This is a genomic window from Pirellulales bacterium (assembly GCA_019694435.1).
In the GTDB taxonomy this organism is placed as follows: domain Bacteria; phylum Planctomycetota; class Planctomycetia; order Pirellulales; family JAEUIK01; genus JAIBBZ01.
In genome coordinates, this window is sequence record JAIBBZ010000041.1 from 1 (window position 1) to 23,979 (window position 23,979).

General features: G+C 64.5%; 19 protein-coding genes. 9 read left to right on the plus strand and 10 right to left on the minus strand.

Annotated features, from left to right (window positions below; translation table 11 throughout):
* Nucleotides 1-346 (minus strand): hypothetical protein (locus K1X74_20720; protein ID MBX7168771.1); only part of this gene is annotated, 346 nt, incomplete at its 3' end.
* Nucleotides 347-717: 371 nt separating this feature from the next.
* Here K1X74_20720 and K1X74_20725 point away from each other — a divergent pair.
* The 3 genes from K1X74_20725 (at nt 718) to K1X74_20735 (ending at nt 4,756) form a co-directional block, all read left to right on the plus strand.
* Nucleotides 718-2,745 carry a sigma 54-interacting transcriptional regulator gene (locus K1X74_20725; protein ID MBX7168772.1) on the plus strand — a complete coding sequence of 676 codons (2,028 nt, stop codon included), beginning with the start codon at nt 718-720 and terminating at the stop codon, nt 2,743-2,745.
* A gap of 244 nt (nt 2,746-2,989) precedes the next feature.
* On the plus strand, nt 2,990-3,514 hold the full coding sequence (locus K1X74_20730) for a chemotaxis protein CheX (protein ID MBX7168773.1): 525 nt from the start codon (nt 2,990-2,992) through the stop codon (nt 3,512-3,514).
* Between the two features lie 132 nt (nt 3,515-3,646).
* Nucleotides 3,647-4,756, plus strand: a complete 1,110-nt coding sequence (locus K1X74_20735; protein MBX7168774.1) for a Gfo/Idh/MocA family oxidoreductase — start codon at nt 3,647-3,649, stop codon at nt 4,754-4,756.
* 47 nt (nt 4,757-4,803) lie between these two features.
* Here the strand turns inward: K1X74_20735 and K1X74_20740 are convergent, their stop codons facing one another.
* Nucleotides 4,804-5,736 (minus strand): hypothetical protein, encoded by a 933-nt coding sequence (locus K1X74_20740; protein MBX7168775.1) that lies wholly within the window; start codon nt 5,734-5,736, stop codon nt 4,804-4,806.
* A 178-nt stretch (nt 5,737-5,914) separates the two neighbouring features.
* Nucleotides 5,915-6,595, minus strand: coding sequence for a TIGR04283 family arsenosugar biosynthesis glycosyltransferase (locus K1X74_20745; GenBank protein ID MBX7168776.1), 681 nt, complete (start codon nt 6,593-6,595; stop codon nt 5,915-5,917).
* A 216-nt stretch (nt 6,596-6,811) separates the two neighbouring features.
* On the opposite strand from K1X74_20745, the gene K1X74_20750 reads away from it, so the two are divergent.
* Together K1X74_20750 and K1X74_20755 are read left to right on the plus strand one after the other, a co-directional pair.
* Nucleotides 6,812-7,795, plus strand: a complete 984-nt coding sequence (locus K1X74_20750) for an FkbM family methyltransferase (GenBank protein ID MBX7168777.1) — start codon at nt 6,812-6,814, stop codon at nt 7,793-7,795.
* A gap of 34 nt (nt 7,796-7,829) precedes the next feature.
* Complete coding sequence (locus K1X74_20755) at nt 7,830-8,843, plus strand: glycosyltransferase family 2 protein (protein ID MBX7168778.1); 1,014 nt, start codon at nt 7,830-7,832, stop codon at nt 8,841-8,843.
* Here K1X74_20755 and K1X74_20760 read toward each other — a convergent pair.
* A complete protein-coding gene (locus K1X74_20760; GenBank protein MBX7168779.1) occupies nt 8,840-9,319 on the minus strand; it encodes a thioredoxin family protein in 480 nt (159 codons plus the stop codon). The genes K1X74_20755 and K1X74_20760 overlap by 4 nt on opposite strands.
* 638 nt (nt 9,320-9,957) lie before the next feature.
* Here K1X74_20760 and K1X74_20765 point away from each other — a divergent pair.
* Nucleotides 9,958-10,980 (plus strand): Gfo/Idh/MocA family oxidoreductase, encoded by a 1,023-nt coding sequence (locus tag K1X74_20765; GenBank protein ID MBX7168780.1) that lies wholly within the window; start codon nt 9,958-9,960, stop codon nt 10,978-10,980.
* 73 nt (nt 10,981-11,053) lie between these two features.
* On the opposite strand, the gene K1X74_20770 is transcribed toward K1X74_20765, so the two are convergent.
* The 3 genes from K1X74_20770 to K1X74_20780 form a co-directional block, all read right to left on the minus strand.
* The gene (locus K1X74_20770) at nt 11,054-13,561 is read right to left on the minus strand and encodes a DUF1549 and DUF1553 domain-containing protein (GenBank protein MBX7168781.1); all 2,508 of its coding nucleotides are present in this window, start codon (nt 13,559-13,561) and stop codon (nt 11,054-11,056) included.
* A gap of 114 nt (nt 13,562-13,675) precedes the next feature.
* Nucleotides 13,676-16,024, minus strand: coding sequence for a PPC domain-containing protein (locus tag K1X74_20775; GenBank protein ID MBX7168782.1), 2,349 nt, complete (start codon nt 16,022-16,024; stop codon nt 13,676-13,678).
* Nucleotides 16,025-16,383: 359 nt separating this feature from the next.
* The gene (locus K1X74_20780) at nt 16,384-17,766 is read right to left on the minus strand and encodes a DUF1559 domain-containing protein (protein MBX7168783.1); all 1,383 of its coding nucleotides are present in this window, start codon (nt 17,764-17,766) and stop codon (nt 16,384-16,386) included.
* Nucleotides 17,767-18,357: 591 nt separating this feature from the next.
* Here K1X74_20780 and K1X74_20785 point away from each other — a divergent pair.
* The 3 genes from K1X74_20785 (at nt 18,358) to K1X74_20795 (ending at nt 20,413) form a co-directional block, all read left to right on the plus strand.
* Entirely contained in the window at nt 18,358-18,549 is a 192-nt protein-coding gene (locus K1X74_20785; GenBank protein MBX7168784.1) for a TM2 domain-containing protein, read from the plus strand.
* 200 nt (nt 18,550-18,749) lie between these two features.
* Entirely contained in the window at nt 18,750-19,586 is an 837-nt protein-coding gene (locus K1X74_20790; protein MBX7168785.1) for a class II aldolase/adducin family protein, read from the plus strand.
* Nucleotides 19,587-19,786: 200 nt separating this feature from the next.
* Nucleotides 19,787-20,413 (plus strand): hypothetical protein, encoded by a 627-nt coding sequence (locus K1X74_20795; GenBank protein ID MBX7168786.1) that lies wholly within the window; start codon nt 19,787-19,789, stop codon nt 20,411-20,413.
* Nucleotides 20,414-20,438: 25 nt separating this feature from the next.
* Here the strand turns inward: K1X74_20795 and K1X74_20800 are convergent, their stop codons facing one another.
* The 3 genes from K1X74_20800 to K1X74_20810 form a co-directional block, all read right to left on the minus strand.
* Complete coding sequence (locus tag K1X74_20800; GenBank protein MBX7168787.1) at nt 20,439-21,527, minus strand: alpha/beta fold hydrolase; 1,089 nt, start codon at nt 21,525-21,527, stop codon at nt 20,439-20,441.
* Nucleotides 21,524-22,627, minus strand: a complete 1,104-nt coding sequence (locus K1X74_20805) for a serine/threonine protein kinase (GenBank protein ID MBX7168788.1) — start codon at nt 22,625-22,627, stop codon at nt 21,524-21,526. The genes K1X74_20800 and K1X74_20805 overlap by 4 nt, the downstream gene beginning before the upstream one ends.
* A 101-nt stretch (nt 22,628-22,728) precedes the next feature.
* Nucleotides 22,729-23,730, minus strand: coding sequence for a D-2-hydroxyacid dehydrogenase (locus K1X74_20810; GenBank protein ID MBX7168789.1), 1,002 nt, complete (start codon nt 23,728-23,730; stop codon nt 22,729-22,731).
* Nucleotides 23,731-23,979 lie beyond the last annotated feature (249 nt).

The window sequence follows — 23,979 nt, forward strand, 5'->3', positions numbered from 1 at the left end:
GCAACGGCGAAAACCGGCCCAGGTCGCCCTCGACGGCCAGCGCCGCGCGCTTCCGCGCCGCGGCCAGAGCGCCCGAGGCATCGAACACGGCATTGCTCAACACGCCCTGCGCATCGACCGCCACACCGCCCACGGCGCTCTGCGAAACGACGACGCCGGTGGTGACCGTGGGCGTCGTCGTGCCGTTGTTGTTGCCGTTATTGTTCCCGTTGTTATTGCCGTTGCCATTGTTCTGGGCCAGCGACGGGGCATCGAGCAGCGCCAAGACGGGCACCGCCAGGAGGAGCCCCAAGGCGAGTGTGCAACTCACGGAGCGCGACGCACGGCAACGAAGGACGTGCAACATGGCAAGAGTTCCTTACGCAAATGCCCCGAGAGGGGGCGAGACTGGAGGCCTCGACTCGTTCGTTCCGGGCACGCGCGCAGCGACGATTGCAATCGCCAGCCGCACAAGTGCTTCAACCGTTCCAGAATATCTGGGTTGTGCAAAGGCAGCAAGAAAACTCGGCGCCGAAACCTTGTCCGCGGTAGGACTTTCGTAACGATTGCAGGGGGGAGCTCGCCCGGCGGGCGACCCGGGGCACCTCCGCTGGCTTGCGAGGCCGACAAGGGGGGCTAAGGTAAAGGCTGGGTTTTTGCAGCCGTGCCGAACGCCTGGGCTGGGACGGTCTGTTCTCTCCGGCGAATCCAGCCGCAGGTGGGGTGCGAAGGGCGCTCATGCTGGCCTACCTCGTAGTACGCGAAGGCACAAAATGGACGGACGTCTTCCGTCTCGTGCCGGGCCAGTCCGTGACGATCGGACGCGCCCCGATCAACCAGATCACGATCAAAGACGAACGCTGCAGCCGGTCGCACGCCGAGGTGTTCTTTTCCGAGGGACGCTGGTTCCTGCGCGATCTCGACAGCCGTAACGGCACGGCCGTCGGGGCTGAAATCGTCCACGGCGATTACACCCTGAAGGCCGGGGACATCATCCGCATCGGCCGCTCGCAGCTGGCATTTGTCCACGACCTGTCGAACGCGTTTGCCGATGGTTCGGCGGGCAACGGCGGCGCGGGAAACGTGGTCAGTGACTATGCGCCGACCGAGGCCGTCGGTGCCGGCGATTCGAGCGTGTTGACCGAGCCGCCGCTGATTACGCATCGCCGCGGCCAGACGCGGTTCTTGGCGCCGGCCGAAAGCAGCCCGAGCGAGGAAGCCGGGTCGTCGTCGCGGATTGGTCGCGCCGCCGTGCAATTGGCCCGGCTGGCCTTCACGATGGCCAAGGCCCCGGACGTGGAAACGCTCGCCAAGCTGTCGCTCGACGGCCTGTTCGCCGGCATTGAAGTCGACGCCGGCGCGGTGCTATTGCTGCCGCGCGATTTCAAAGGCGATCCAACGCAGACCGATCTGGAGGTCGTGTCTTCTCGCACCAGCGACGGGTCGACGTATTATCGCGTGCCACCTTTTTTGGCCTCGACCGTCTTGCGCGACGGCGAAGCCGTGCTGGCCCGCAACGTGATGGGTGACAGCATGTTGGCCCGTCGCGACAGCAAGGGTGAGATCCACGCGACCAGCGTCATTTGCGCGCCGATTCGCCGCGCCAAGGAAGTGGTCGGCCTGTTGCACTTGTATTCGACCGACGCGAACCGGGCCCTCGATCCGGACGATCTGGAATTCACATTGGCCGTGGCCGACACGACGGCCGTGGTGCTCGAGACGTTGAGCCGGCAGCAGGAATTGGCCGCCGATCTGAACAAGGTGCAGGACGAGAACCAGCAGCTGCGCGAGCGGCTCGGCGTCAACAGCGAGATTATCGGCTGCAGCGAAGTCGTCCGCCGTATCACCGAGGAAATCGCCCGGGCGGCATCGAGCCGCGCCACGGTGCTGATTCGCGGCGAGAGCGGCGTCGGCAAGGAACTCGTCGCCCGAGCGGTGCACTATTCGAGCCAGCGCCGCAAGGGCGTGTTCGTCTGTCTCAACTGCGCTGCCCTGACCGAGAGCCTGCTGGAAAGTGAATTGTTTGGCCACGAAAAGGGGGCGTTCACCGGCGCCACCGAGCGCAAGATCGGCAAGTTCGAGGCGGCTCACGGCGGGACCCTGATGCTCGACGAAATCGGCGAAATGAGCCCGACCATTCAGGCGAAATTCCTGCGCGTGCTCGAAGGGCATCCGTTCGAGCGCGTCGGTGGGAGCGAGCCGGTCAAGGCCGACGTCCGCGTGATCGCCGCGACCAACCGCGACCTGGAGCGCGATGTCGCCGCCGGGGTGTTTCGCCGCGACCTCTACTTCCGCCTGCGGGTACTGGAGATCTATGTCCCGCCGTTGCGGAAACGACCGGAAGACATCCCGGTGCTGTGCAACTATTTCCTGCAAAAGTTCAACGCCGAGACGGGGCGCCGGTTGCGCGGCTTTACCACCCGGGCCATCGATCACCTCGTGCGCTATCGCTGGCCGGGCAACGTGCGGGAATTAAAAAATGTCATCGAACGGGCGATCGTGCTGGCCCGGACCGACTTGATCGACCAGGACGACCTGATGCTCTCGAAGCTGGCCACGGCCGGTGATTCGCAGGAGATTGCCGAGGGCGAATACACGCCGCTGACGCTCGACGAAGTCGAACGCCGGCACATTCTGGCGACCTTGAACGCGACCGGGTGGAATAAGAGCCAGACGGCGACGATTCTGGGGATCGAGCGTTCGACGCTCGATCGCAAGATTCGCCGCTACGAGCTGGTCGAAGAGCCACGCCGGCCGATCTACTAACGGCGCGCCGAATCATTGCAAGCGGCGATTCTGGCCGCGTACGCATCGCCGATCGGGGTGCTGATTGGAGCGATTGTACCGGCCACGACCGGACCTGGGCCGGCTCGCGGACCGGGGAAATGTTGCTCTGGAGCGTCTGGCCGCGGCGCCCGTGGCGAATTCGTGACCGAAAGTTATCTATCCAATCACGGAACGAGGGGGAACAACCCCCCGCCGCTGCGCCAGACAATTCGAGGAGCTTCGCATGTCGACCGTCGCCGCCGAATCGGTCACCCGACTGACCGTAGATCCGAATCTATTGCGCGCGGTGACCGACTCGGTATCGAATGCGCTGACGATGTGCAACGCACGTGCACGCTGCGTGGGCATCTCTTCGGTACCGCCGGTCGACGGCGGTGACGTGACGGGGATGATCGGCATTCACGGCAAGGTGTCCGGGTTCGTGACCGTGAACGTCGGCAACCGTTGCGCCGTGCGGCTGGTCGAAGGCCTGTTGCAGGACCAGTTCGGCGCCCTGTCTCCACAGGTGATCGACGGCATGGGCGAGATCACCAACATCATCGTGGGCGGCATCAAGAGCGCCATGTCGAGCACCGATCGCGCGTTCTCGCATATCACCGTGCCCAGCGTGATCGTGGGGCGGGGCTATCAAATCGCCTATGCCAAAGGGCTTGATTTCTTGTGCGTGGCCTTCGAGCACCACGATCCCGAATCGCTCGTGCTGCAGGACCGGCTGCTGCAAGTCAGCCTGTCGATGCTGCGGCTGTAATCTCGCACGAGCGCGGCGCGGGCCTGCCCCGCCGTATGACCTCGAATTGGCGCGGTGGCCTTGCGCAAGTGTCGGCGGTACACTGCCGCGCTGAGCACGCAACGGTTTTGACGCCTGGCGAGGGACTCAGCGATGTTGAAGCAGACGCGCGTGGCCGTGATCGGCAGCACCGGGCGCGGCGACTATGGTCATGGCCTGGACGTCGTCTGGCAGCAAGTGCCCGACGTGGAAATCGTCGGTGTGGCCGACGACAACAAGCAGGGCCTGGCCGAGGCGGCCAAGCGGCTGGGCGTCCAAGCAGCTTTTGCCGATTACCGCGAGCTGCTCGACAAAACGAAGCCCGAGGTCGTGAGCATTGCGCCCCGCTGGGTCGATCGGCATGCGGAGATGGTCCAGGCGGCCTGCGAGCGCGGCATTCACGTTTACCTTGAAAAGCCCTTTTGCCGCTCGCTGGAAGAAGCCGATGCAATGGTCGCGGCGTGCGAGCGATCACACGTCAAACTGGCGATTGCCCACCAGACACGCTACAGCCCGAAGCTCGCCGTGGTGCGCAAGCTGATTGCCGAAGGCAAGCTGGGGCGGCTGCTCGAGATTCGTGCCCGCGGCAAAGAGGACGCTCGCGGCGGCGCGGAGGATCTCTGGGTGCTGGGGACGCACGTACTCGATTTGACCCGCGCGCTGGCGGGCGACCCGCAGTGGTGCCAAGGCGCCGTGACGGTCGCCGGCAAGCCGCTGGCGGCAAGCGACCTGGTCGAAGGCAACGAAGGGCTGGGTCCCCTGGCCGGCGATGTCGTTTGTGCCATGTACGGATTGCCCGAGGGGGTGACCGCGTATTTCAACTCGCAACGCAATGCCGCCGGGCGGCCCGCGCGCTTCGGCATCCAGGTGCTTGGCACTGCCGGCGCCCTGGTGATGGGCACCGGCTATCTGCCGAAGGTGGCTTTCCTGGGTGATCCAGGTTGGGGATTCGGCCCCAAGGATCCGCGTTGGCAAGAAGTGAGCACGGCGGGGATCGGCAAGCCCGAACCGCTGCCCGACGGCAGTCTGCCGGCCGGAAACGTGCTGGCCGTCAAAGACCTGCTCGCTGCGATTGCCGAAGATCGGCAACCCCAAAGCAGCGTTTACGACGCTCGGGCGGCCATTGAGATGATCGTGGCGGTATTCGAATCGCAGCGTCTGGGCGGCCGGGTATCGTTCCCCTTGGCCAATCGCAAAAGCCCGCTGACGATGCTCGCCGGGTGAGTGCGACGCATGGGCCCTGTCGCGTGGCGGCACGTCACAAGGCAGCGCTATGCGCCGCGTTTGCGCAGCACGTCTTCGATCACGCGCGTGACGTCGTCCGGGCTCAAACGGCTGCCGCTGACCCGGGGGCTGGTGCCGGTCGTGTTATCGCCATTCCAACGGTTGGTCGTGGCGCCTTCGGCCACGTTGAGGGCTTCGAGAATGGCCGGAACGTCGAACGGGATGAACGGCGACATGCGGCCGATCGTATAGCTCCAGCGACCATCACGGCGCTTGCGTGCCGCGACATAGGCCTGAATGCCGTCGGCAAACACGCCGGTCCGCGCCTGGTCGCCGATTTCGCGGATCATCGCCCAACCATGGCCGCCACCGGTACGCTCGTAGTGCGTATCGAGCGGGATCGATTTCCCGCGGCCGGTGACATACCGCATGATCCGGTCTTCGACGTCGTACACGACGCGCGTGCAGACCTCGGGATCGCGGAGGTCTAGCTGACCGTCGAGCCGCGTCCGGCGGTAAGGTTCGTAGACCCAAGCCAGTTCCTGAAGGATGGGCAGGTCGACGGGGAACGGGTAGGCCCCGGCCGTGGCGTCGAGCAAGTCTTCCATCACGACCAGGCGATTGAGCACCGGATTCATGGTGTGCCCGGCCAGGTAGCTGTGCTTCAGCAGAAACCAGGACGTGCAGACGTCTTCGTCGCAGTCGTTGCAATAGATGTCAGCGCGAGGGCCGTTTTCGTCGCGGAACCGGGTGAATAGCCCCTGCCGGATAGCCAACAGCACCTGGGCGCAGGTCGAACGGGTCGCCAGTCGATCGACCTCGGTATGGTGATTCAGGTTGAGCCGCGGGCCTTCGGCCTGAAAGCGCGGGCCGGCGGCTACGTAGCCATCCAAGGCGATGGCAAACGGCTCGGTGGCGGCACAAAACTGGTTCCAGTACATCGGTTCCAGTTGTGGCCGCATGTGCAGCACAATGGCCATTCTGGCCCTCCCGGTCGAATCCCCAGCCCCTCCGGGCCGGCGGCGCTCCCTCACATGGCTCCAGCGGCAATCCCCTGGTTCGGCCGCTGAGCTAAAACGCAGCCCCATTCTGACTTGCCAGCCCCGAGACTCGCAAGCGGCCTTGTGCCGGGGCCCCGGCAAATCGCCGAATCGGCCCCTACCGTGCGTGCGGTCGATACCACCTGGCCAGCCTCTCGGGGGAGACGCCAAGTGCAAATGCGGTCAAGATCGTCCAGTTCCGCATGGTCTGGCGGATCACGCCGTGCTTCTGCCAACGCCGGGCGCTGATGTGCAAGGGGCCCGGCAGCAGCGCGATGCGACCCTGGCGCCGTGCGGCGCGCATCAGGAGCACGTCTTCCAAGAGCGGTACTTCGGCAAAACCGCCGAGCGACTCGAACGTCGCTCGTCGCATGGCGATCCCCTGGTCTCCATAGGGCAACTGCCGCCGGCGCGCACGGAATCCGTTGCCCCATTCGAGCAGTCGATAGGCAAACCCCGGCGCATCGATCGACTGGCGAAACGCAGTCGCCGCGACGGTAGTTTCGGTCAGCGCGCGGCGTACCTGGTCGATGGTGCCCGCGGGCAGCCAGCAGTCGGCATGGAGAAACAGCAGGACGTCGCCCGTGGCTTGTGCAGCTCCCTGGCTCAATTGTCGGCCGCGCCCGGGAGGCCCGCTCACCAGTTCGGCGCGCGCCGCGGCGACCCGTTCGATTGTCGCGTCGCGGCTGCCGCCATCGGCGATGATCACCTGGTCGGCGCCGGCTTCCCACGCACGATCGATCCCCGTGGCAATCGACTCGGCCTCGTCGAGCGTCGGGATGATCACGCTGACGCGCATGGTGCCTGCTGGGTAAAGGGGGAATTCGACGCTGGCAGCGCCAGCATGGCGTGCGAACCTGGGGGCCGCCGCTGGGAACGTGCGATTCGACTCGACCACTTCGTCGTACTTCTTGTAGATTCACGGCCGTGCTGCTGGCAACTGCTCGCTGGCGGGATGTCTTTTGCCAGGCAGGCAGCGGGCGCGGTTCGACCGTCGCGAGTGAGGTGCACACGGATGTGGCTTCGCCGGATTTTCGATTGGCGGCGCTGGCGCCGCACCCGGGCGATCTTTACCGATCCGTGGCGGAGCCACGTTCGATTGAGCCTGCTGCGGCGCGGTCCGCTGGACCTGGTGTTTCGGACCGGCGGGAAAATGACCGTCGAGCGGCCGCGCAGTTTCCGGCCGGTGCTCGAGGTGCTGCTTAGCGGTCGCGACAGTCCCTTGCCGGTGTCGTGGACCGACGGCAGGGTCCATTTTCAGTTTCAAGGGCAGCGCCTGGCATTGCGGCCCGACACCCACGATGCGTACGTCTTCCGTGAGGTGTTTCTCGACGACTGTTACGGCCTGGATGAACTGGTGGCGACGGGCGCGTGCGAGGGAGAGCCACCGCTCGACACCGTGGTCGACCTCGGGGCGAATATCGGCCTGTTCAGCCTCCGCGCCGCCGGGCTTGCCCGGCGCGTGATTGCCGTCGAGCCGATCTCCGTCAATCGAGAGACCGCGCGCCGAAATCTGTCGCGGTACCTGGCCAACGGACGCGTACGGTTGGTGGCCGCGGCCATCGATGGGGGGGCTGCGGCATCGACGCGGATTCATCTCAGCGGCAACAGCGGCGGTCACTCGATCGCGGTAGCGCACGCGGCCGCCTTCGGCACGTTCGGCTACGAGGAGGTGCCCTGTTTGTCGCTGGCCGAGTTGTTTGCCCGGCAGCACGTCGATCGCTGCTCGCTGCTGAAGTGCGACGTCGAGGGCGCGGAGTACGACATCTTTGGCGCAGCGCCCATTGAGTTGCTGCGGCGGATCGATCAGATCGTGCTGGAAGTGCATGTCGATCGCGAGACGTTGCTGCCCGAGCGGCTCGACGCGCTTGTCGGCCGACTGCAGCAGGCCGGGTTTTATGTGACCGCTCCGCAGCTCGATCTGCATGCAGCACGCCAGGTGCACTTGTTACGCGCCACGCGGCCGGAGCCGAGCGAACAACGCGCTACGGCGGCCTGAACGAGACCAACGCGACCTAGCAGCCGGACTTGCGATGCCAACGTTTTCGATCGTCGTGCCGACCTATAACCATGCTACGTACCTGCCGCGCGCGCTCGATTCGGTGCTGGCCCAACAATCGACCGATTGGGAATTGATCGTCGTCGACGATGGCTCGACCGACGATACGCCGCAGGTGCTCGAGCCCTACCGCTGCCGGGCACAGATCATCCACACGGCGAATCGCGGAGCGCCTGCGGCGCGCAACACGGGGATCGCCGCGGCGGCAGGGCAATACATCGTGCTGCTCGATGCCGACGATCGCCTGCTGCCGGGAGCAATCGGGGCCTTCGCGTGGGGCCTCGCACTGCGCCCGGGCGCCGATCTCGTCGGGGCTGCTTATGCCTCGATCGCGGAAAATGGCCGGCGCAAGCCGCGTCGACCGCCGGCGATCACGGGCCACCGCGAAGCCGATTTCTGCAACTGCATCAGCGGCGCGATCGAGTTCCAAAACGGTGCGGTCGCCGTCCGCCGCGCCGTGTATTCCCGGGTGAAGTATCCGGAGTCGATCCGCACTCTGGACGACGTCGTGTTCTTTGCCTGGCTCGTGGCGACCGACGACTATGTGGTCGTCGACGAAATCGTCGTCGAAAAATTCGCACACCCGGGACGGTTGCGCGACGATTACCGTGGCGTCGTGAACGACGGCCTACGGGCTTCGGCCCTGCTGTTCGATCCCCGGCGGCTGCCGGTCGAGTTCATGGCCTACGAGCCCACGTTTCGCGCACGTCAGTTGCTGACCCTGTTTCGTGCGCACTACCGGCGTCGCGAGTTTCGTGTCGCGAATGCGTGTTTCCTGTCCGCCTGGCGCGCCGATTGGCGCCAGGCGGTACGCTGGCCGTATCTGCGCAAGGCGCTTCGCTCTTTGCCGTTCGGCTGGGACAAGCGCTGCGCAGTCGAGTCGGATCAACGCGAGGCTGCTCGGGCTTATCCGCCGGAGGCAGCCGCGCGGGACCATTCCGGTGAGCCCCATGCCGGTGAACCAACGGCTGTGCCCGGGCAACGTTAGTCGACCTGCTGCGTGCTATCCGGGGTAGGCATGCCGGCAACGTGGTCGGCGTCCGGAGTCGCGTCCGGAGCAGGTTGCTCCGCTTCGGCCGTGGCCGCTACGGCTTGATCGACGACGCGGTGCAGCGTCTCGATGCTTTGCGCGCCCACGAGCTTTTGCCGCAGAATGCCGCGGCGCGAGCGGTGGAACACGATCAATTGCGGAATCGGTCCGCCGTGCGTCAACCGCGAAGCCAGCTCACCTTGCCGATCGGTGTCGACCTGGGCGAATGCCACGCGCGACAAACCTCCGCGCCGGCGGAACTCGGGCATGATCGAACGCTTCATGGTCTGGCAAGCCGGGCACCATTCGGCGCCGACGAGTATCACCAAAGGACGGCCATTCTGGACATGGTCCGTGTAGGCAGATTCATACGTCGTCGAGGGGGCAGCCATGACGGCGGTCTGAATCAGCAGGGCCAAGGGAATACCGTTCATCTATGCGTCTCCTTTTTCGCAAACAATTTTGCCGGCGACACGCGCCACCGAAGCAACCGAATGGCGAGTGATCGCGAGCATCTGGGTTCGGCCCGCCGTTCCAGGCGACGTAGTGCCAGGCACTTCGTACACCGGCGTGGGCATTCGGACTGACCGCCGACAATCTCAGCCTCGACTGAGATGCGTGCGGTGCGTGATGGTTACATCGCAGTGGGCGGCAAAACGCCCGTGAGGCAGGGCCGGAATCTCTTTCCCGGCGGATGTTCTTCAGCAGTTCCCTTGCAGCGATGAATCCATCAACAAATCCAAGCCAAACGATGTCTGTACTTTAGGGAGGCGGGACGCCTCGTCAAGCAAAATCAGCCACGTTCCGGTCTGCCAAAAAGCCCAGTTTTCTCGTGAAAAATGCGAAAAAAGCGCTGCGCATTGTCGCACCCGAAATGGTGCATCTTCGTACTCCCGCAACCGAAGTTCCTGTACCGCTTGAAGTTCGCGAGGGGGGGCTCGTTGTGGGGGGGGGGTCGATCTCGCTATACTCGCCTCCGCTGCGTTGGGGTGCGCGATAAATTTTTTTTCGCGCGCGGAGTCGCGGCGATCGCGGCGAGGAACCGCGTCTTGATCTTGGGCGCTGGAACGCTATGAAACTGCGCGTCGGCTTGATCGGTTTGGGAGCGAACTGGGAGAAACATCATCGGCCGGCACTGCGGACGCTGAGCGACCGCTTTGAAGTCCGGGCCGTCTACGATCAGGTCGCCCATCGCGCCGAAACGGCGGCGCGCGAAACGCGTGCCGTGGCCGTCGATGGCTTTCACACGCTCGCCGAGCGCGACGACGTGGACGCCATCATGATGTTGTCGCAAGACTGGTACGGCGTGCTGCCGCTGTTCGCCGCCTGCGACGCTGGCAAGGCCGTGTACTGTGCCACGGGCCTGGGTTTCGATCCTGAGCAAGCGCGTCAATTGAAGGAGCGCGTCGAACGGTCAGGCGTGGCTTTCATGGCGGAGTTTCCTCGCCGCCATGCGCCGGCGACGATTCGCCTGAAAGAACTCATCGCCACGCGACTCGGCGCGCCGCAATTGTTGTTCTGTCACCATCGCGTACCTGTCAGCGAGCCGACGTCGCCCGAGCAGCGCTTGCGGACCCCCAGCTCGCCGGCGGTGAGCTACATGATCGAGCTCGTGGATTGGTGCCGGTATGTCGTGGGGACCGAACCAACGAGCTTGATCAGCATCCGGCACCTGGCCAATCCCGGCCAGGAGTACGAGGACTATCAGATGCTGAGCCTCGATTTCTCCGTGCCGGACAAGGTGGGCACCGGAACCGTGGCGCAAATCAGTTGTGGTCGGTATATGCCGGCGCGCTGGCAAGAGGCTGTCGGTTACCGCCCGCCGGCTGCCCTGCAAGTCGCCTGCGAGCGGGGCATCGCGTTTATCGATCTGCCCTCGACCTTGATCTGGTTCGACGAGGCGGGGCGACACCAGGAATCGCTCGACCACGAGCGCCCCGTCGGCGAACTGCTCTTACAGTCGTTCTATCGTGAAGTGACGAGCCTGGTGCGCAACCGGTCCAATCTCGACGATTCGTACCGTGCTTTGGAAATCGTCTGGCACGCCCGCGACAGCCAGCTATCCGGCCAGCGGCAGACGATCCGCGGCCGCTGACCGCGGCTGGCCATGCGCACCGAGGTTGGCTTCCGCGCTGCCTGCGGTTAGTCTGCTGAGCGCACGCCGCGAGCTAGTGCTGGAACAGGAATTCCTTGGCGTTGAGCACGGCCCAGCAGACGTCTTCGAGGCCCTGAAGTCGATCGGGCTGCGCGGCGACATGCTTGCAGGCCGCGTCGATCTCGGCCTGGTTCGGCTGGCGCGCGAGTGCGACCTGGTACAGCTCGGTGACGATCTCCGGATCGGTCTTGCCTGCTGCCGCGAGCTTGCGGAAGCGGTTGTCGGCGTGGCGCAGCTTCTCATGCACCAGCGGACCATTGATCATCTGCAGTGCCTGCGACAGGTTCGATTCGGTCGACCGTTCGCATTGGCAGGCCATCTCGCGCGGTGGCTGTCCGAAGACCTTGAGGAAGTAGTGATCCACATCAGGACTGGGAAGCTGCGTCGCCCGCGTGCCGGCAGGTAAGCCGGGGAACTTCTCATCGACGGCCGTCACGGCGCATATCGCGTCGAGCAATTGCTCGGCCGAAAGCAGCCGGGTCTTGGCATGCGAAAAGTACTTGGCGTCGTTCGCGTTGAAGGCATTCTTGCGGGCGCTCAATTGGTAGGTGCGGCTATTGAGAATCGTGCGCAAGATGTGCTTGCGGTCGTATCCGTGAGTGACGAAATCCTGTGCCAGGGCTTGCAATAGTGCTGTGTTCGAGGGCGGGTTCGAGGCCCGGAAATCGTCGACCGGCTCGACGATCCCCTGCCCCATCAGGTGTGCCCACAGGCGGTTCACTTCGGCCTGGGCAAAGAATGGATTTTCCGGACCGCGCAGCCAGGCGACGAAAGCCGCGCGGCGATCGTCCTCGCCGGGCAAGTCCGCGTCGCCGGCCAAGGGGAGCCATGGCTTCATCTGCTTGCCGGTACGCGGCTGAGTGACTTCTCCGGCGCGGGCCACCCAGACGACCTGCTCGTCGGCCCGCGTGGCCGGCTTGCGCTGCACGCGGTTGAAGAAAGCACCGATCCCGTAGTAGTTGTCCTGCGTCCAGCGTTCAAACGGATGGTTGTGGCACTTGGCGCATTGAATGCGGATGCCCAGGAACAATTGCGACGTGGTCTCGACGCAGTCGTTCGTGTCGCCGGCCGTGCGGTAGTAATTCGCGGCTGGGTTGTCGAACGTGCTGCCTTCGGCCAAGAGCAAATCGGCGACGAACTGATCGTACGGCTGGTTATCGCGCAGCGAAGCGACGATCCAACGGCGGAACTTGTGCACGCCGGCCGCAGTCACCTTCTTGTTGTTGACCCGCAACAGGTCCGACCATTTGAGCGCCCAAAATTCAGCATACTCGGGCCGCGTCAACAGCGCATCGATCAGCCGGGCACGCTTGTCGGGCGCGGCGTCGAGCGCAAAGGCACGCGATTCGTCGGCCGTCGGCAATTCGCCGATGACGTCCAAGTAGACGCGCCGTACAAACTCCTCGTCGCTGCACAAGTCAGACGGCAGGATCTGCATCTGCTGCAGCTTGGCGAACACGTTCTCGTCGACGTAGTTGTTCGCCGCCGGGTTGTTCCAGGCGAAGTCGGGGACCTCCTTGAGGAACATCAGCGTCGCGGTTTCCATCTTGTCGAGATACCGCACCAGGATGGCCGCCTCGCCGCGGTCGTGACCGACGACCAGGCCGTGCGCGTCGGACGAGGCGATCGCCTCGTCCGAACTGGAGAACGAAGCGAGGTCGGTCACGTCGCGCACCGTGCCATCGGAAAAATGCGCCAGCGCGACCACCTGCTGCGTGTGCGCAGGGCGATGCAAGATGCGCTGCGCGGGATAGACCTCGAGTTTGACGCACTGCGCGGCGTCGGCGGGGTCGAGTTGCTGACCTTCGAGAATCCAGTCGTGCAGCAACTGATACGACAGGTCGCTGCGCGACAGCTTTCGCCCGCCGCCGTGGGGCACCTCCATCGTCGGCTTGCGCAGCAGCAAGCTCTGATCGGGCTGCTCCATGTCGGTACGGCGATTGTAAAACTCACGAACGAGAGTCTCGGCGTCGAGCACCGGATCGTATGCCCGCAGGCTCAGGCGAAAACCGCCCTTGCCGCTGGGCGAGCCATGGCAGGCTCCTTGATTGCAACCATGCTTCGTCAACGCGACGAGCGTTTCGTACTGGAACGACACGGGATCGGCCGAGGCTTGCCCCGTCACCTGGCAGGGAACGCTGAGCTGCTGCCCGGCGACGCGCACCATGATCACCGTGGTGCCGTCGGCCACGGGCCGTACGACGCCGCTCTCGACGCGGGCGATTGACTCATCAGCCGAAATGAATTCGGCAGCGCGAGTCAGATCCTGTACCGCGCCGCCGGCGTAATAGCCCGTCACGGCCAGATGCATCGTGCGCCGGCGGGTGGCCAATTGAATGTTCGCGGGAAAGACTTCGACCCGCTCGGGTGTGCCGAGCACAATCGGCTCGAGCAACGGGGCGGCTGCCGCGGGCTCATTGGTGGCCGCACTCGCCGAGGGGGCCGCTGCGAGCGACAGGGTCAGGCCAAGAGTCGCGCAGGCGAACAAGGACCACGCGGAACGTCGTGTACGATGGCTCATCAGTCGGCATCCATGAAGGCGGGAAGTTCGGCCAGCGTTAGTTGAAGGAGTAGGCGAGCGGATGACACGCTGGGCAGGCAGGCGAGCCCCTGGCAGGCGAGCCCAGAGCGGACCTTACGGCATCTTGACCTCCAGGGCGAACACGGCGCTGGACGTCACTTGTTTGCCTCCCACGGTGGTTGTGGCGACGACTTGTACGCCTGGGAAGCTGCCAATGCCCGCGTTCGCAGCGGCGGTCAGGTCGAATTCCAGCTCTGCCGCGTCGGCAGCGATGGCGAGGCCCTCGGGCACGCTGAGCCCCGGCGGCAGATTGACGAAGCTCAGTTGCACCGGCTGCTTCTCGTCACCAAACCGCGTCAGCGAGATCTTGCACTTCTGCGTCGCGCCGGCAACAACCGGCCCTGCCGGAGCCGCCGCGACATCGAGCGGCCGGCCGACGCGCAAGATGGCCTCGAGGGTCACGCTCTTAGGTTGATTCGAGAGCACGCCCGATCCAACGATTCGGAAGCGATAATCCCCTGCCGCGGCTGCTGCCGGTCCGCGCACGATGATCGCCGCTTCGGTCTGCCCCTTGGCGATCGCCGGCAACTCCGCCGTAAAGCCTGCCGGCAGGCCCTCGACGGCCAGATTGACGACGTCGTCGAATCCGGCGAGCTTCTCGAGTTTGACCTTGCCGGTGCCCGTGCCGACCAATTGCGGGAAGCGCACCGTGTCGCCCTCAAGCGACAGTTTGAAGAAATCGCCAAAGGCGGGGCCCACGCCGATCCCGACGGAGCCATCGAGCATGGGTGGCGGATAGGGCAGGCCGGCGAATTGCGGGCGCAGCGCGCCCAGCGTCGAGGCCGTGGCTGCGAAGTCGACTTCGCCAATCTTGGCCCGCCCCACGATGCGGCCCACGCGCGGCGGTCCCTGGGCGATCGAAGCGGGGAACGTGAGGCTCAACACCACGTCGTTCTTGCCTTCGGGGATGACGTTGCTGGCCAGAAAGACGTCGCGATAACCCGGGCTGCTTGGTTGTCGAGTCAGGTTCAGACCGAAGCCCTCGCCCACGTCTTCCAGCGACAAGGTGATGGGGCCGTTGTAATCGCGCCGCGCCGCGTTGACCTTGATGACCATCACGCCGCCCAGCGGGACGTCGAATTTCTCCGCCTCGAGCGACAGGCTGAAACCGGGCTGATAGGGCTGAACATCGACGCGGTAGACGTGTTGTGGGCCGCCGCGATGATGCAGATCCTCGACCGCCAGGAGATAACGGCCGTCGGCCGGAGCGGTGAAATCGAGGGTGCCTTCTTCTGTGCCGGAGTCGTCGACTTCGGCCAGCACACCACCGTCGGGCTTCATCACGCGCATCAGCAAGTCGGTCGGCGAACCGAGGCTGCGAGTCATGCCGACAAACAACAGTCGTTGTCCGGCCTTGGCGTCGAAACCGAAGAGGTCGTGATCGCCCGCCGCCGCGAAGCGACCGCTGATTGCGCCCGGCACCAGGACCGGCGAACCTCCTCCGGCCACGTCGTCGTTCGGTTCGAACTCGACCTGCTCGCTTCCCGTGGCTGCCATGAGCGTTACGGGCACCGCACCCTGCCCCGTGGCATACCGCGCGGCCGCAGGCACCTGGCTGCCAACCTGTGCGCCCACGGTGACCGTCGTAGCGAGTCCCGCGGCCAGGAGCGGCGCGACCGGCTCCAGCGCCGTGGTCGAGCCAACCACGATCCCGGTTGGGTAGGCGACCGTGGCAAGTGGGAAGTTGCCGATCCGCAGCCGATAGCGATGACCGCCGCTGCCGGCGTAAGTGATGTCGCGTATCTCGACGTAATACTCGCCCGGCGCGTTGAAGGTATAGGCAAAACGACCATCGGGCGCGATGCCACCTTCGTCGTCGCTGAAGGCCAACTCCTTGCCCGCCGCGTCCAGCAATCGCACGACGGGATCGAGCGGCGAACCGAGCCGGCGGGCCACGGCATCGACCGACACGGTTTCTCCGGCCGCCGCGTTGAACTTGTAGAAGTCAAAACTCTCGGGCTCGCAGGCACCCTCGACGGCGACGGGCAGCGTGAGCAGTTGCGCAGTTTCGGGAGTCTTGTTCTGGCCGTTGTCGGCCACGGTCGGCAGGTCGTCGACCATCAGCAACCGCAAGTTCGAGACGCCCCCGCTGGTGCCGAGGCGATAGCCGTAAATGCCGACGGGCGTTTCCGCGGGAAAGGTGATGCGATACCGAACTTCTTTGGGCTGGTTGCCATTGCCTTCGACGCCGGGAGTGAGTTCGACCGCCGCCGGTATACCGGTCCAAAGTCCGGTCGCGCCGGCAAGGTTGTCGCCGTAGATCACTACATCGGCTGGTGCGCCGGGTGCAACGGCAGAGGGTGACATGAACGCCACGGCCGGCTGCGCCGCAGCGCGCGGCGCGACCAAGGCGACAACCGTCAAGCAGACCAGGCACAGCGCAGACAAGCGGGCAGGCGACATTTTCGGCACGCGGCGGGATCGGGTAGGCATCAATGGGCGGGGGACGGATGTTGGCGACCGGAAAGTTGCCTCGCAGCACTTCCGGCTGCGGAAACGTCAGGCCTGTCGCGTGCCGGCAGGCCGCATGCGGCCAGACAACGGGCTCGCCGCAGGCCAACTCCCAAGCACGCAACAACATCCATTGATCCATGCTGATCGTAACCGCCGACGCTAGCGGTTGTCAAAATTTTTGACGGTCGTAGGTGCGACCCTCGGGAGTGGTGCCAAGCGCGGAGAAACAAAAAAACCCAGGGCCGACTCGGGTGAGTCGGCCCTGGGTTGAAAGTTTTGCCACGTACGGCAAAGCCAAGGTGCGACGGCTAGTTGCCGACGCCCTGGGTTTCGCCACCGGCAATCGACGACAAGGCGCGGTAGGTATTCACGTCAATGTTGTCCTGTATGAACCGCACGGTGCCGTCCGCATAGAGGAAGTGAGCACCACCCTCGTGGTCGCTACGGAAGTTGCTCGTGGCATGACGATCTACACCGAAGACAGCCGGCGTCGCGTTCAACTGGCCACTAGGCGACGGACCATCGAGGTCGATCGTGGCCCGGCAGTCAAGCAGATTGAGTGCGTCGGTGCCATCATTCACACCGATCACGGTGTGGGATACCGGTCGGGTGTTCAAGCGAATAGTCGTAGCGCCGATCGGGGCACCCAGGTAAACTTTTGCAGTTGTGAGAGCATAGATACTGGGTGTCAAGAACCAGGGCTGGTAAATCGGATACGGATCGATGCCATTACCGCCGAATTCCGATGGCAACTTAGTCAAGGCCACCGTCGCGGAATCAGTCGTACATTTGTCCTGAGCAGGCTGCATTCTGTAGTCTTTATTATACCGGGGGCCAGCTCCAAGCGGGCAAATGGGCCACGAATTGCCCTGGGCACCTTCGCCGAAAGCGAAAGTATTGCTCGTGCCATCGGTGATCATGGAGATGGTACAGGCGAAGCTCGCACCAGGCAGTTCCAGAGTGCTAGGAATCGACAGGTCAAACATGCCGCGTTCGGCGCCGGCATTTCCCACGGTCCCCGCTGGCGGCTGGCCATCCTGATTACCGTCCAGAAGATCAATTTCACCGTACGTCAGCACCCAGCCCGGCATTGCGCACCAGCCGTCCGTTGCACCTTTGCACATGAGATAGTCGGTCAAGGCAAACGTGCTGTCGAGATCGGCCTTGACTTGCGCTGTATCCACGCTTGAACCAGCCAGCTGTGCGATTTGGTCAATCACCTGGTTAACCCAGCGTAGCTTGACGGGGTTGTCTTTCGCATTGGAGGGACAAACCAGGGCCGGAATCACTGCTGAGGCCAACAGACGGTTGACATTGCTGCCCTGGCCGTACCAGGGCTTGGTCTTATCAAACGAGTTGACGATGGCAGTGCCTTCCAAATAGCCAAGCAGCGACACGATGCCGTTGGCGAAGAAGTCGGCCGAACCGAGATCGGGGCTACCGCCTAGCAGGTGCGGAGGATCGGTGTAACGGCCGAATTGGATCCCCGAGGGGAACGAGCCCAACGACGTATTGTAGTTGTGCAGGGCCAAGCCGATCTGCTTGAGGTTGTTCGAGCAGGTCATGCGCTGGGCCGCGCGACGTGCGGCTTGAACGGCGGGTAGCAACAGCGCGATCAAGATCGCGATGATGGCGATCACCACCAGCAGTTCCACCAGCGTGAAACCGCGGCGTGGTCCACGGGATTCCATAACTTCACCTCTTCGCAGAAAAACCGGAGAAATAAGGCAATACGACGGCTATCAATCAGGACCCTTGCGCGCCGGCATCGCTGGCCGACGGGCTGTAAATTCGTCTGCCCCAACTTGGTCTGCTCAGCCTGGCCCCAGTGATCACGGCCCCGGCAGTCGCACGCCAGCGATCGGGCGTGCAAATCATGCAATGTCCATCCAGACTCGACTGAACGTCCTCCCCCAAACTCGCAAGAGGCCCACAAACTCGAACGAGCTTGCTACGATCAGGGCCCGCTGACGACCGCGCATCTGACCTGCACAATCGCCCCAGACCGAGGCGCCAGCAATGCTGAGCCTCATCGACGGAGTTTAACGTAAGGGGCTACTGTGTCAAGGATTTTGGCGAGTGGGCTGGGCCCTTCGCTCGCGGGGGTTTTCCCCGGCAGGGCGCACTGCGGGTGGTCTTCACCCCGGCCAAGGTTCGAGGTGCTCGAAGGCCCGGTCCAGACCGCCGAGCCACCGGAAACGGTAAGAGATGGAAAAACCGCGAGATTTCCCTGCATGAACTCCTCGCCGGAACCGGTTTACCCCCCCGCGCCTCATAAACGCATGTCCACGGCCGCCCTGTTGGCGGGCATCTGTGGCCTGGGCCTGCACCGTTTCTACCTGGGCTACTGGCTCATCGGGACGCTGCAGCTTGTGACCCTGGGCGGCTGCCTGATCTGGGCGGCGGTCGACCTGATCCGCATCCTCAACGGAACGCTCAAGGCGGCCGACGGCAGTGAATTGATCCGGGACTGATGGGCTTATCCACGGGCTCGCCGCCGACAGTGCCGGCAACCTGCGTCGAATCGTCGCCAGGGGCGGATCGTTTGTTGTGACCAAATCCGCGCGCGCTGTACGATGCGTCGGATTCGGCGTGGCAGGCCGTCCGCAGGCCTCTGCGCCGATCGCGCCAATTCAAGTATCCACCTGGCCCGCCCGCAGCGAGGGAGACCGCCATGACCCAGCTCGATACGAAGATCGATCCGACGCGCATCGTGCTCGACACGCAGTCGCACAACGAACAAGAAAAAGACGAAGTTATTCGCCTGGCGAACACGCCGCTCGCCCAAGCGGAAAAGGTCAAGCTCGCCGCCGCCTACCGCATCTTGGCTCGCAAGGGCCTCGACGATGGTGTGGCCGGGCACATCAGCATGCGCGTGCCCGGTGCGCCCAATTACTTCTGGGTAAATCCGTTCGGCCTCTACTTTCACGAGGTTTCGGCCGACAACCTGGTGCTGGTCAACCATCACGGCGAGATCATTCAGGGTGATTTTCCGATCAATTATGCGGGCTTCTGCATCCATTCGGCGATTCACCAGGCTCGGCCCGACGTGAATTGCGCGTGCCACACGCACCCGCCTGCCGGCAGCGCCTTTAGTGCCCTCGACATGTTGATCGAGACGATCGATCAGACGTGCTGCTCGTTCTTCGAAGATCACGCCATCTACCGCGAGTACACGGGCATCGTGATCAGCGGCGAGCAGGCCGAATCGATCGTCAGCGCCGTCGGCAACCGCCGGGCGTTGATCCTGGCGAACCACGGCCTGCTCACGGCCGCTTCGACCATCGAGCAGGCGTTGATCGACATGCTCGATATGGAACGGAGCTGCGAGATCAACCTCAAGGCCCTGGCAACGTGCAGACCGCTGCAAACCGCCCCGCGCGAGGTGGCACTGCAAGCCCGTACCGTGCTGACCCAGGACGGTCGCTGGCCGTTCCAATGGGCCGCGTTGATCCGTTGGCTCAACAAGTTCGAGACGGACTACGACCCAGCGCTGCGCAAGGGCAAATAATCAAAAGGCAGCCGCGCGGCAACGCGCCCGGGCCCTGACAGGCCCGGGTACGCGGCTCCGGCGATCGGGCGAAACGCCCGCCCGGCTGCGCGAACCGTGGCCGGGCGGAATGCGTATTGGCGTCCGTGACATTGCAGTTCGAGGCTCGGCGTGCGCGCCGCGGCAGCAAGCCGCGCCGCGCGGGACGGCAAACGCGGGACATGGTACGAGATCAACCCGAAGACCACGGCATCCGGGCCCAGATCGATGGGCAGGCGTTGAGCCTGTTTATCGACTACGATCGCGCCCGGCTGGGCCAACTCTCCGACGACGGGAAGATCGAGTACTTCGAAAAGCGCTTCGAATTGGTCGTGCTCAACCCGCTTGAACATATGTTGTCGTTCAACGACAAGCCCTACCCGGTGCTGATCATCTGGGGCAATGCCTTGATGTGCGCGATCGAGGCGGCCGGGCATTTTCTCACGCCGAGCGTCGCCACGAACTCGCAGGCGTTTCAGACGTTCGTCACTTCGTTCATGGATGCTGCGTGGCGCGAACGCCCGCAGAAACCGCCCTCGGGCATCGACTATTACTGGCGCTGGCTTTGGGACTCGTTCCGCAACGGGCTGGCCCACGGGGCCTATGTCAAGAACGGTGGATTCGAAAAGCTCGGGGAGCGGCTGTTTGTCGAGGTCAACGGCAGCCTCAAGGTCGACACCTATCAGCTCGACGTCGACTTCCGCAACGGGCTGGAAAAGATGAAGAAGGCGGTCCGCAAGCCGGATAACTATTTCCGCACCACGTTTCTGGAACGGTTCAACTGGACCTACATCCAGGGCGAGGAATGACGCGGCGCCGCCGGCCAACTTGACGCTAAGGCTCCTGATCGGCCACGAGCCACTGGTCCATCCAGGCATACGCCGCCTGGCGTTCGGCCGGCGGAAAATTGTGTTCGGCGTCGGGGTACAAGGCGCGCAGCCGGTCGGGAATTCCCAGCAGGGCATAGACCGTCTGGGCCGCGGTCACGCATTCGCGCACGCCCTCGACTGCAAAATTCGCGTCGCGCTGCGGCGCCACGACGAGCACCGCCCGCGGGGCAATCGCCGCGAGCACCTCGGGAAAATCGAAGGGCATCCGCGCCGGGTCGCGGCCATACACGTCGGCGATTCGCGGCATGTAGCCTTTGTGGCTCCAGCCCGTCAGGTCGCCGCCGTAATAGTGCCGGAAGCTGTTGAACCCGCAGCTCGTCACGACGCAGCGAATGCGCGGATCGAATGCGGCCACGAACAAGCTGTTGTGACCGCCGAGCGAGTGCCCGATGACCCCGATCCGGCGGGCATCGACTTCGGGCAGCGCGCACAACAGGTCGACGGCGCGGAGATGATTCCAGATGCCCTTCATCGTCGCGCTGACGTAGCCGTGCGCGTAGGGGTCGAATTCGTAGGTGCCAAAGTTGGGGTAGTCGACCGCCAGCGTCACGTAGCCCCGCCTGGCGAGTTCGTCGGCATAGCGCTTGTTCGGATCGTCGCCCAGGCCGACCGGCTCGTCTTTGCCGATCTTGATCGTTTGGTGCAAACAGAGCACGGCCGGCAGCCGACCATTCCGCTGCTTGGGCACCAGCAGCCATCCGGGGAGCGAATCGCCCGGCTCGGGGGTGAAGTGAATGCGGCGCCGCGTGTAGAAGCCGTCGACGTCGGTTTCCGTTTCGATCGCCAGCTCGAGCGGTGTTCGGCGCTCGGGCCCCGGCAAGGGGCCCATGGCTTGCTGCATGCCGAGCAGAATATGCTCGCGCCTGCGCGGCCAGGCGTCGGCTCGATCGATCGGGTGCTCCACCCCCGACGCATCGCGGTAGACCAGCAGCCGCAGCTTGTCCGGATAGAATGGCGGCGGCTCGTCGGCCGCCAGCCAGGCACTCTGCCCGAGGGCCAGGAGCAGCACGAGAGGCGCAAACCGCGCGCTCATTCGAGCTCCTCGAGCCAGAGGCGAATCTCGTTTTCGTATTCGCTCGCCAGATCGACCTTGATCAATTGCCGCAAGAAACTGGCGGCCCCTTCCTTCACCAGGTCAGCGGCCTCGGCGCTGGGGAACCGCAGCGCCGGGTCAGGCGCGACCAGCCGGCGGCAGAGGTTCAGCAGCAGCTCGTTGCAGGTCACGTCGTACGGCAGGTACTCGTGCAAGCGATGGACGAGGGTGCGTTTCGCTTCGAGCAGCTCGGCCAGCGTGCGCTTGCCCAGAAACAACGGCGTCCCCGACAGCATCTCAATCAGGACGTAGCCCAGGCTGCACAGATCGCTGCGCGGCGTACATTGGCCGGCGTCGAGCACCTCGGGCGCGGCGTAGGCCGGCGTACAGGTTTGCCGAACCGGGGCCTTTTCCCACTCGAAGGCCGAGCCAATATCGATAATCTTCGCGTTGCCGGTCCGCTTGAGCATGATGTTCGACGGCTTGACGTCGCCGTGCACGATGCCCTCGCGGTGCAGCGCGGCCAGGGCAGCCAGGCATTCGCGCAACACGGCGATCGCAATTCCGGGCTTCAGCCGCGGTTGCTGCGGACCGTCGGTGACGATCACGTTGTTGAGATATTCCCACCGCCGCTGGCTGACGCGGTCGTGGACGCGGCTCAACATGTTCTTGGTCAGCAGCCGGCCGAGGTCGTACCCGTCGATCCACTCCATCTCCATCAAGCGGATGCGATTGCGGTCGATGAAGTTGTGCACGTCCAGCAGATTGTCCTGCTGAATCTGTGCGACCCGCGCCGCGATGTGCGCGATCCGCTGCATGGCCATGTCGTACGCGGCCGCGTCGGGATAGCGCTCGGGCGAGAAGATCTTCAGCGCCACAGGCAAGGTGAACTGATCGGCGCCGCGGCGTTCAGTCAGATAGACGACGCCCTGCCCTCCGGCACCCAAGAGCCGCAACAGCCGATGGTGATCGGTCCAGCTAAGTCGCTGCTCGTTGATCAGCGCATCGTAGCGCGCAAGCAACTCCTCGGGACAGCGCACCTCGAGCTCGCCCGCAAACGTAAGCGTGGTCTTGCCGGCCAACATCGTAGTATTCGACATCGCGGATTCCCCTGCCGCGCGAGACACTCCCCCAATCAAGAGCCCCGATTGTAGTTCCACGGCGCGAATTGCGTCCAGCAGAATTGCATGCTGGCACCCGTCTAAGCGCGCTGCATCGCGCGCCGCACGGGGTAGCCGAGCCGCTTGTCGACGAGATTGTTCAGCGGCAGGCCAGCGTGCCAGCGGCGCAGGTTTTCGCAGAAGAAGCGCGTCATATCGTCGATGCGCCGCGCGCTTTGACCGCCGACATGCGGTGTGATGATGACGTTCGGCAGGTCCCAGAGACGACTAGTGCTCGGCAAAGGTTCGGTCTCTGTCACGTCGAGCGCCGCGCCGCCCAGATGTCCCGACTCGAGCGCCCCCGCGAGTGCTTGCTCAACAACGATGGGTCCGCGCGCAACGTTCACGACGAGCGCGCCCGGCCGCAGCAGCGCCAATTGGCGCTCGCCGATGAGCCCTCGGGTCAAGGGGGTCAACGGAGCGCAGAGAATCAAGACGTCGACGGCGCGCAACAGATCATCGAGCCGCTCGGCGGGCCAGAGTTCGGCGACTTCGGTCGGCCGATCGACGGGAAACGTATCGGTTGCCAGGATGCGCGTCTTGAGCGGCGCCAGCAATTGTGCTACGCGCCGCCCAACCCCCCCCAAGCCGACGATGCCGATCGTCGAGTGATGCACGTCGCGCGTGGGGCGGCGGATAAACTCCTTGCGCTGCTGGGCCCGGTAGAACACCGGCATGCCCCGGCAGAGTCCGGTCAACAGTGCCAGCGTGTGCTCGGCCACCTGGTCGGCCAGCACTCCCGAGGCGCTCGTGACCGGGATGTCCGACTCGATGACGCAGGGTACCAGGCAGTGGTCGGTGCCGGCCGCGGTCGATTGAATCCAGCGCAGTCGGCCGCGACGCACGGTCTCTTCCCAAGGCACCGGCACTTTGGCATGGCCGCAGAAGATATCGGCCTCGAGCAATGCTTCGGCGATCCGCTCCTGCCCGGCGTCGACGATCTCGTCGTGCGGCGCAACAGCCTGGATCTCGGCGATGTGATGCGGCTCGACCGGATAGCAAAGCACAATGCGCACGGGCCACCTCGCGACCACTCCCCCCATTTCCTCGGCGAGGCTATTGTGGTCAAAAGACCCGGGCCGGCAAGGCATGCGCCGCACAAGTCATGGCGAGCGGCCGCGTCGCTGGCGCGAACCTGGCGCCGGGGGCCGGCGTCCTGTCTCGCACGTCGGGCTGCGTCCCGGTTCAAAAGGGGGCAGGCGCCGGCGCACGGGCAGCGCGGCGTATGCAGTGCCCGGCCGCGAAGCGCGGATCGCTGAGCGTCGAGTTCCGCAGGCCAGGCCGCGACAGCA

Bases quoted from the DNA above. Each gene is read 5' to 3' on its own strand.
- K1X74_20725 (MBX7168772.1), top strand. From the start codon at position 718: ATGCTGGCCTACCTCGTAGTACGCGAAGGCACAAAATGGACGGACGTC.
- K1X74_20730 (MBX7168773.1), top strand. From the start codon at position 2,990: ATGTCGACCGTCGCCGCCGAATCGGTCACCCGACTGACCGTAGATCCG.
- K1X74_20735 (MBX7168774.1), top strand. From the start codon at position 3,647: ATGTTGAAGCAGACGCGCGTGGCCGTGATCGGCAGCACCGGGCGCGGC.
- K1X74_20740 (MBX7168775.1), bottom strand. From the start codon at position 5,736: ATGGCCATTGTGCTGCACATGCGGCCACAACTGGAACCGATGTACTGG.
- K1X74_20745 (MBX7168776.1), bottom strand. From the start codon at position 6,595: ATGCGCGTCAGCGTGATCATCCCGACGCTCGACGAGGCCGAGTCGATT.
- K1X74_20750 (MBX7168777.1), top strand. From the start codon at position 6,812: ATGTGGCTTCGCCGGATTTTCGATTGGCGGCGCTGGCGCCGCACCCGG.
- K1X74_20755 (MBX7168778.1), top strand. From the start codon at position 7,830: ATGCCAACGTTTTCGATCGTCGTGCCGACCTATAACCATGCTACGTAC.
- K1X74_20760 (MBX7168779.1), bottom strand. From the start codon at position 9,319: ATGAACGGTATTCCCTTGGCCCTGCTGATTCAGACCGCCGTCATGGCT.
- K1X74_20765 (MBX7168780.1), top strand. From the start codon at position 9,958: ATGAAACTGCGCGTCGGCTTGATCGGTTTGGGAGCGAACTGGGAGAAA.
- K1X74_20770 (MBX7168781.1), bottom strand. From the start codon at position 13,561: ATGAGCCATCGTACACGACGTTCCGCGTGGTCCTTGTTCGCCTGCGCG.
- K1X74_20775 (MBX7168782.1), bottom strand. From the start codon at position 16,024: ATGTCGCCTGCCCGCTTGTCTGCGCTGTGCCTGGTCTGCTTGACGGTT.
- K1X74_20780 (MBX7168783.1), bottom strand. From the start codon at position 17,766: ATGGAATCCCGTGGACCACGCCGCGGTTTCACGCTGGTGGAACTGCTG.
- K1X74_20785 (MBX7168784.1), top strand. From the start codon at position 18,358: ATGTCCACGGCCGCCCTGTTGGCGGGCATCTGTGGCCTGGGCCTGCAC.
- K1X74_20790 (MBX7168785.1), top strand. From the start codon at position 18,750: ATGACCCAGCTCGATACGAAGATCGATCCGACGCGCATCGTGCTCGAC.
- K1X74_20795 (MBX7168786.1), top strand. From the start codon at position 19,787: ATGGTACGAGATCAACCCGAAGACCACGGCATCCGGGCCCAGATCGAT.
- K1X74_20800 (MBX7168787.1), bottom strand. From the start codon at position 21,527: ATGAGCGCGCGGTTTGCGCCTCTCGTGCTGCTCCTGGCCCTCGGGCAG.
- K1X74_20805 (MBX7168788.1), bottom strand. From the start codon at position 22,627: ATGTCGAATACTACGATGTTGGCCGGCAAGACCACGCTTACGTTTGCG.
- K1X74_20810 (MBX7168789.1), bottom strand. From the start codon at position 23,730: ATGGGGGGAGTGGTCGCGAGGTGGCCCGTGCGCATTGTGCTTTGCTAT.